This is a genomic window from Streptomyces sp. E2N166, assembly GCF_003671715.1.
GTDB classification, from domain to species: Bacteria; Actinomycetota; Actinomycetes; order Streptomycetales; family Streptomycetaceae; genus Streptomyces; species Streptomyces thinghirensis.
Genome location: NZ_RAIF01000012.1, coordinates 1,394,691 through 1,403,043, shown reverse-complemented (window position 1 = coordinate 1,403,043; position 8,353 = coordinate 1,394,691). Strand labels below are relative to the sequence as shown.

Genomic DNA, 8,353 nt, shown 5'->3' with positions numbered 1-8,353 from the left:
GCCGGGCGGCCGGGAGGTGGGGGCGCCGTCGGGTCCGCGGGGCGGGGTGGGCGCGAGCGGGCGGTCCGGCGTGCGGAGCGGCGTGCTGCTCGGGCTGAGCTGAGACCTGGTCATGACCTTGCGCATGGGGGCTCCCCGTTCGGCGGCCCGGGTGATACCGGGCAGTAACTTAGCGGTTGGGGATCTTGTACGGGTTGGCGGGGCGGGACTGCAAGGAGGACGGTGGCCGGGCCGAGGGGGCTGGAGGGTTCACCTATCAGAGTGGCCGGGACGGCCGGAAAGCCCGGGGCGGAGCGGTTGTACCGGGTGAGTTCCGGGGCCGGAGGTGGACGCGTGGGGCGGTATGGGTGGGGACCCGAAAGGGGACACCCGCACGTATCCTGAAGGCTCTCCCAGGCCATCCCGGCCGTCCCGGGCCTTCGGTGGCGCTCCCGACCACGAAAGCGGAAGTCTCATGCGCGTCTACGTCCCCGTGACCCTCTCCGGCCTCGCCGAGGCGCACAGGACGGGAGAGCTGGGGACGGGACCGCTCGTCGCCCACGCAGTCACACCGGCGCTGCGCGAGTGGTACCTCTCGGACGACATCGAGGAGCTGGAGTACGCCGCCCTCAACCGGGCCGCGCTGGCCTCGCTGCGACTGCTGGCGGCCGACGCGGGCGCGCCGAGGCGCCGGGTCGTGGTCGCCGCCGACGTGTCCGACGGGGCGGCCTCGGCCGCCCCGGACCGGGGGCCCGATCCGGCGGCGCTGGGCGAGGTGCGGGTCGCCGGGCCCCTGCGGCTGGCCGAGGCGGCCTCGGTGCACGTCGACTCCGCCGACGCGGAGGCGGATGTGACCGCCGCGGCCGAGGCCCTCGCGGCGGCGGACGGCGGGGACGACGACGCCCGGTTCGTCGTGGACGGGGCCGAGGACCACGAGCTGCTGTGGTACGCGACGCAGGAGATCCCGAATCTGGTGGAGCCCGGTCACTGACGTCCCGCCGGCCGGCCGGCCGTCCCGCCGTCCGGCGCGGCCCCCGTCTTGACTGTCAGTGGCGGCGGGTACGTTTTCGGGCATGGGGATGCAGACAGGGGCGCACATCGTCTGGGACTGGAACGGGACGCTGTTCCACGACAATGACGCGATCATCGGGGCGACGAACGCCGCGTTCGCCGAGCTGGGACTGGCGTCGATCACGCTGGAGCAGTACCGGGCGCTCTACTGCGTGCCGGTGCCGAAGTTCTACGAGCGGCTGATGGGGCGGCTGCCCACCGACGCCGAGTGGGAGGTCATGGACGCGACCTTCCAGCGCCACTACACCGAGCACCGGGTGCGGTGCGGGCTCACCGAGGGCGTGGCGGAGCTGCTCGACGGCTGGCGGTCGGCGGGGCGCAGTCAGTCGATTCTCAGCATGTACGGCCACGACGAGCTGGTGCCGCTGGTCAAGGGGTTCGGAATCGAGACGCACTTCATACGCGTCGACGGGCGGATCGGGCCGTCCGGGGGCAGCAAGACCGAGCACATGGTGCGGCATCTCGCGGAGCTGGCGGGGGCCGGGGTGGATCCCGTTCGTACGGTGGTGATCGGGGACGCCGCGGATGACGCGGTGGCCGCGCGGCACGTGGGGGCGGGGGCGGTGCTGTACACCGGGGGGTCGCACAGCCGGGCCAGTCTGGAGGGGGTCGGGGTGCCGGTGGTGGACACGTTGGGGGAGGCCGTGGCGGAGGCGGCGCGGTTGGCGGCGTGAGGCCGGCTGTGCGGGGACGGTGGCCTGTGCTGGGACGGTGACCCGTGCTGGTGGGAGCCGGGGGTGGGTGTCGCGGCCCGGCGTTGCGGGGTGCCTCCCCCCGCTCTCGGCTTCTCCTCCCACGCTCGGCTTCGCTCGCGCGGGGCCCCCATGAGCGGGAGGCGCCCCCACCGCCCACCCGTGCCGCCCCTTGGGGCACCTCCCAGGCCGTTCAGGCGCTGGGGAGGCACGACTGCCCGCAGCCGCGCCCGCGGCTGGGCAGCGGTGGTTCTGTGCAAAACGTCGAAGTTTCGGTCCCGGTTTTGTACACATACGGCTCGTGACGGGGGGCCCGCAAGGAGCGATAGCCTTGTGGCGTGATCAGCGCGATAGCTCGCGGGGGCACCGGCGCCCCCGCTCTGCGCCCGGTACGCACGGACGACATCCGTGTCCGGGCGGCGGTCGCTGGTCTTCGCGGGCGGGACGGGGCATCGAAGGCCCCCGGTACGGCGCCGCGCACCCCCCGGACGATGACGACGAGAGCGACGTCACACCCGGCGAGCGTGGCGACATTGGCTGATATGGCCCCGCTCCTCTCACCTTGCGGCATAGCGTCGGAACAGACCGGACACCCCGCGTCTCGACGTCATGCCGGAAGGCAGGAGACCGTACTTCCTTCTACGTCACGCAACGGCGCGCGACAGGAGTCAGAGGACAATGCAGACCAAGCTGGACGAAGCCAAGGCCGAGCTGCTCGAAAGGGCTGCGCGGGTAGCTGAGAACAGCCCGGTCGGGGGGCACCTACCGACTGGGACGACGGACGAGGGCACGTCGGACGCCCCGGGCACCCCGGACCACGCATCCGTGTTCGCGTTCCTCCGGCGCTACTACCGGCACACCGCCCCGGAGGACCTGACCGACCGCGACCCGGTCGACGTCTTCGGAGCCGCCGTCTCGCACTACCGGCTGGCGGAGAACCGTCCACAGGGCACGGCGAACGTGCGGGTGCACACCCCGACGGTCGAGGAGAACGGCTGGACGTGCAGCCACTCCGTCGTCGAGGTGGTCACGGACGACATGCCCTTCCTCGTCGACTCCGTGACCAATGAGCTGACCCGGCAGGGGCGCGGCATCCACGTCGTCGTCCACCCGCTGATCGTGGTGCGGCGCGACGTGACCGGCAAGCTCGTCGAGGTGCTCACCCGCGGGCCCTCCGACGACCTCCCGCACGACGCGCACGTCGAGTCCTGGATCCACGTCGAGTTCGACCGCGAGACCGACCGCGGCGACCTGAAGCAGATCACCGCCGACCTGTTGCGCGTCCTGAACGACGTCCGCGAGACGGTCGAGGACTGGGGCAAGATGCGGGACGCGGCCGTCCGCATCGCGGAACAGCTGCCGACGGAGCCGACCCCCGACGACCTCCCCCCGCGGGAGCTGGAGGAGGCCCGCGAGCTGCTGCGCTGGCTGGCCGACGACCACTTCACCTTCCTCGGCTACCGCGAGTATCAGCTGCGCGGCGACGACTCGCTCGCCGCCCTCGCCGGCACCGGCCTCGGCATCCTGCGTTCCGACCCGCACCACGCGGCCGACGAGAGCCACCCCGTCAGCCCGTCCTTCGAGCGGCTGCCCGCCGACGCCCGGGCCAAGGCCCGCGAGCACCGGCTGCTGGTGCTGACCAAGGCCAACAGCCGGGCCACCGTGCACCGGCCGTCGTATCTGGACTACGTCGGCGTCAAGAAGTTCGACGAGCAGGGCAACGTCGTGGGAGAGCGCCGCTTCCTCGGCCTGTTCTCCTCCGCCGCCTACACCGAGTCCGTCCGCCGGGTGCCGGTCGTCCGGCGCAAGGTGGAGGAGGTGCTGGAGCGGGCCGGCTTCTCGCCCAACAGCCACGACGGGCGGGATCTGCTGCAGATCCTGGAGACGTACCCGCGCGACGAGATGTTCCAGATGCCGGTGGAGGAGCTGGAGCCGGTCGTCACCTCCGTGCTCTACCTCCAGGAGCGGCGCCGCCTCCGGCTCTACCTGCGGCAGGACGAGTACGGACGCTACTACTCGGCCCTGGTCTACCTCCCCCGCGACCGCTACACCACCGGTGTCCGGCTGCGGATCATCGAGATCCTCAAGGAGGAGCTCGGCGGCACCAGCGTCGACTTCACGGCGTGGAACACCGAGTCGATCCTGTCCCGGCTGCACTTCGTGGTACGCGTGCCGCAGGGCACCGAGCTGCCGCAGCTGTCCGACGCGGACAAGGAACGCATCGAGGCCCGTCTCGTCGAGGCCGCCCGGTCCTGGGCCGACGGGTTCGCCGAGGCGCTGACCGCCGAGGTCGGCGAGGAGCGCTCCGCGGAGCTGTTGCGCTACTACGGGAGCGCCTTCCCCGAGGGCTACAAGGCCGACCACGGCCCGCGCTCCGCGGTCGCCGACCTCGGTCACCTGGAGCGGCTCGACGAGAACAGGACGTTCGCGCTGAGCCTGTACGAGCCGGTCGGCGCCGCACCCGAGGAGCGGCGTTTCAAGATCTACCAGAAGGGCGGCCAGGTCTCCCTGTCGGCCGTCCTGCCGGTGCTCAGCCGGCTCGGCGTCGAGGTCACCGACGAGCGGCCGTACGAGCTGCGCTGCTCGGACCGCACGACCGCCTGGATCTACGACTTCGGGCTGCGCATGCCCAAGTCGGTGGCGGGCGGCGGCGACTACCTCGGCGACGACGCGCGCGAGCGCGTCCAGGACGCCTTCGCCGCCACCTGGACCGGCCAGGCGGAGAACGACGGCTTCAACGCCCTCGTACTCAGCGCCGGGCTGACCTGGCGGCAGGCGATGGTGCTGCGCGCGTACGCCAAGTACCTGCGGCAGGCCGGGTCGACGTTCAGCCAGGACTACATGGAGGACACCCTCCGCAACAACGTCCACACCACGCGGCTGCTCGTCTCGCTGTTCGAGGCGCGGATGGCCCCCGAGCGCCAGCGGGCCGGGCGCGAGATCGTCGACGCCCTGTTCGAAGAGGTCGAAGCGGCCCTCGACCAGGTGGCGAGCCTTGACGAGGACCGGATCCTGCGGTCCTTCCTCACCGTCATCAAGGCGACGCTGCGGACGAACTTCTTCCAGGAGGCGGCGGGCGGCAAGCCCCACGACTACGTCTCCATGAAGTTCGACCCGCAGGCCATCCCCGACCTGCCCGCGCCGCGCCCGGCGTTCGAGATCTGGGTGTACTCGCCGCGCGTCGAGGGCGTGCACCTGCGCTTCGGCAAGGTCGCGCGCGGTGGTCTGCGCTGGTCGGACCGCCGGGAGGACTTCCGCACCGAGATCCTCGGCCTGGTCAAGGCACAGATGGTGAAGAACACCGTCATCGTGCCGGTCGGGGCCAAGGGCGGCTTCGTCGCCAAGCAGCTGCCCGACCCGAACGTCGACCGCGACGCCTGGATGGCCGAGGGCATCGCCAGCTACAAGACGTTCATCTCGGCGCTGCTCGACATCACCGACAACATGGTGGCCGGCGAGGTCGTGCACCCCGCTGACGTCGTCCGGCACGACGAGGACGACACCTACCTCGTCGTCGCCGCCGACAAGGGCACCGCGAAGTTCTCGGACATCGCCAACGAGGTCGCCGAGTCCTACAACTTCTGGCTCGGCGACGCCTTCGCCTCCGGCGGAAGCGCGGGCTACGACCACAAGGGCATGGGCATCACCGCCCGCGGCGCCTGGGAGTCCGTCAAGCGGCACTTCCGGGAGCTGGGCGTCGACACCCAGACCCAGGACTTCACGGTCGTCGGCATCGGCGACATGTCCGGCGACGTGTTCGGCAACGGCATGCTGCTCAGCGAGCACATCCGCCTGGTCGCCGCCTTCGACCACCGGCACATCGTCATCGACCCGAACCCGGACGCGGCCACCTCGTACGCCGAGCGGCGCCGCCTGTTCGAGCTGCCGCGCTCCTCCTGGGAGGACTACAACACCGAGCTGCTCTCGGCGGGCGGCGGGATCTTCCCGCGCACGGCCAAGTCGATCCCGGTCAACGCCCACATCCGCGAAGCCCTCGGCATCGAGGCCGGCGTCACCAAGATGACCCCGGCCGACCTGATGAAGGCGATCCTGTCGGCGCCGGTGGACCTGCTGTGGAACGGCGGCATCGGTACGTACGTCAAGGCCTCCACCGAGTCCAACGGCGACGTCGGCGACAAGGGCAACGACGCCATCCGCGTCGACGGCAAGGACCTGCGGGTCCAGGTCGTCGGCGAGGGCGGCAACCTCGGCCTGACCCAGCTGGGCCGGATCGAGTTCGCGCTGCACGGCGGCCGGATCAACACCGACGCCATCGACAACAGCGCGGGCGTGGACACCTCCGACCACGAGGTGAACATCAAGATCCTGCTCAACGGTCTCGTCAAGGACGGCGACATGACCGTCAAGCAGCGAAACAAGCTGCTCGCCGAGATGACCGACGAGGTCGGCGCGCTGGTCCTGCGGAACAACTACGCGCAGAACACGGCGATCGCCAACGCGCTGGCCCAGTCCAAGGACATGCTCCACGCCCAGCAGCGCTTCATGCGCCACCTGGTCAGGGAGGGCCACCTCAACCGGGCCCTGGAGTTCCTGCCCACCGACCGCCAGATCCGCGAACGCCTCGGCACCGGGCAGGGCCTGACCGGCCCGGAGACCGCCGTGCTGCTGGCGTACACGAAGATCACGATCGCCGAGGAACTGCTGCACACCTCGCTGCCCGACGACCCGTACCTCAAGGGCCTGCTGCACACGTACTTCCCGACGGCGCTGCGCGAGCAGTTCCTCGACCGGATCGACGGCCATCCGCTGCGCCGCGAGATCACGACGACCGTCCTGGTCAACGACACGGTCAACACGGGCGGTACGACGTATCTGCACCGGATGCGCGAGGAGACCGGCGCGTCGCTCGAGGAGATCGTGCGGGCGCAGACCGCGGCCCGGGCGATCTTCCGCTCCTCCCCGGTGTGGGACGCGGTGGAGGCGCTGGACACCAGGGTCGAGGCCGACGTGCAGACCCGCATCAGGCTGCACTCGCGCCGCCTGGTCGAGCGCGGCACGCGCTGGCTGCTCAACAACCGCCCGCAGCCGCTGGAGCTCGCCGAGACGGTGGAGTTCTTCGCCGAGCGCGTCGAGCAGGTCTGGTCGCAGCTGCCCAAGCTGCTGCGCGGCGCGGACGCGGAGTGGTACCAGCACATCTACGACGAGCTGACCGCCGCCGGCGTCCCGGACGAGCCGGCCACGCGGGTGGCCGGGTTCTCCTCGGCCTTCCCGACGCTGGATATCGTGTCGGTGGCCGACCGCATGGGCAAGGAGCCGCTGGACGTCGCCGAGGTGTACTACGACCTCGCCGACCGGCTGAGCGTCACCCAGCTGATGGACCGGATCAGCGATCTGCCCCGCAACGACCGCTGGCAGTCCATGGCCCGCGCGGCGATCCGCGAGGACCTGTACGCGGCGCACGCGGCGCTCACCGCCGACGTCCTGGCGGTGGGCAACGGCATGTCGACACCGGAGCAGCGGTTCAAGGCGTGGGAGCAGAAGAACGCGGCGATCCTCGGCCGGGCCCGCACCACGCTGGAGGAGATCCACAACTCGGAGGACTTCGACCTGTCGAACCTGTCGGTGGCGATGCGGACGATGCGGACGCTGCTGCGCACGCATTCGTGACGGCGTGATGTCGTAGCCGCACAGCCGTGTGAGGCGCCCCGGGTCACTCGACCCGGGGCGCCTTCATGCCCGCTCTGTCCGGAAACTCCGCATAAGGTGACGGGGTGACTGGGCGTCTCTGGACCGCACGCGTCGCCGCGCTCGTCCTCCTGCTGCTCCTGCTCCTGGCCGTCGTCCGGCTGCCCTGGGCCGGTGACCTGGGCATCCACGCGGCCACCCTCGAACGCCTGCGGCACAGCCTCCTCGACCCCGGCAACCCGCTGGTCGACGCGGACACGCCCAGCCCGTACTACTCGCCGTGGACGGTGCTGCTCGGCTGTGTGGCCAAGGTGACCGGGTTCTCCGTCTTCGTCGTGCTGCGGCTCGGGGCGCTGGTGGGGCTCGGGGTGCTGGTGACAGGGGTGTGGCGGTACGTGCGGGTGCTGAGCGCGAGTCCGGCGGCGCCCCCGCTCGCGCTCCTCAGCCTGGCGCTGCTGTGGGGCACGTCGCAGTTCAGCTGGAGCGGCTTCCTCGGGCTCCACTCCCTCGCGCTGACGGTGGCGTATCCCAGCGTGCTCGCGCTCGGTCTCGCCTTCCACCTGTGGGCGTGGCTGTCGAGGGCACAGGGGTGGGGCGCCCGGCTCGGGTGCGGAGTGCTGTGGGCGGTGATCCTCCTCGTCCACCAGTTCTCCGGCGTCGTGGCGTCGCTGGGCGCGCTCGCCGTCGTGTGCTCGGCGCGGAGCGAGTGGCGGGCGCCGGGGCGGCTCGCCGTGGGCCTGGCACTGGGGGTGGGGGTGCTGTGGGTCTGGCCGTACTACGACTTCTTCGCGCTGCTCGGCGCCGGGGACGGGATGAACGCGGTGCACCGGTCGCTGTACCGGGACCTGTTCGGGCGGTACTGGCTGGTACTCGTGGGGGTGGCGGCGCTGGGGGTGCGGTGGCGGCGGGACCGGCGGGACGTGCTGGTGCTGTTCTTCGTCCTGGGAGCGGTGGTGTTCGCGGCG

The 8,353-nt window shown here is 71.3% G+C and carries 3 protein-coding genes and 1 pseudogene; all 4 read left to right on the top strand.

From position 1 onward, the window contains the following. Positions 1 to 454: 454 nt before the first annotated feature. The gene (locus tag EBH09_RS14120) at positions 455 to 970 is read left to right on the top strand and encodes a hypothetical protein (protein WP_121747274.1); all 516 of its coding nucleotides are present in this window, start codon (positions 455 to 457) and stop codon (positions 968 to 970) included. 82 nt (positions 971 to 1,052) lie between these two features. Then, positions 1,053 to 1,724, top strand: a complete 672-nt coding sequence (locus tag EBH09_RS14115; protein ID WP_121747396.1) for an HAD family hydrolase — start codon at positions 1,053 to 1,055, stop codon at positions 1,722 to 1,724. A gap of 696 nt (positions 1,725 to 2,420) precedes the next feature. Next, positions 2,421 to 7,370 (top strand): NAD-glutamate dehydrogenase, encoded by a 4,950-nt coding sequence (locus tag EBH09_RS14110; protein ID WP_121747273.1) that lies wholly within the window; start codon positions 2,421 to 2,423, stop codon positions 7,368 to 7,370. A 104-nt stretch (positions 7,371 to 7,474) separates the two neighbouring features. Then, positions 7,475 to 8,353: pseudogene (locus tag EBH09_RS14105) on the top strand (hypothetical protein); the annotation flags it as partial.

What these genes read in the sequence shown, in the direction of transcription:
- EBH09_RS14120 (WP_121747274.1), top strand. Translation starts at nt 455, where the DNA reads ATGCGCGTCTACGTCCCCGTGACCCTCTCCGGCCTCGCCGAGGCGCAC.
- EBH09_RS14110 (WP_121747273.1), top strand. Translation starts at nt 2,421, where the DNA reads ATGCAGACCAAGCTGGACGAAGCCAAGGCCGAGCTGCTCGAAAGGGCT.
- EBH09_RS14115 (WP_121747396.1), top strand. Translation starts at nt 1,053, where the DNA reads ATGGGGATGCAGACAGGGGCGCACATCGTCTGGGACTGGAACGGGACG.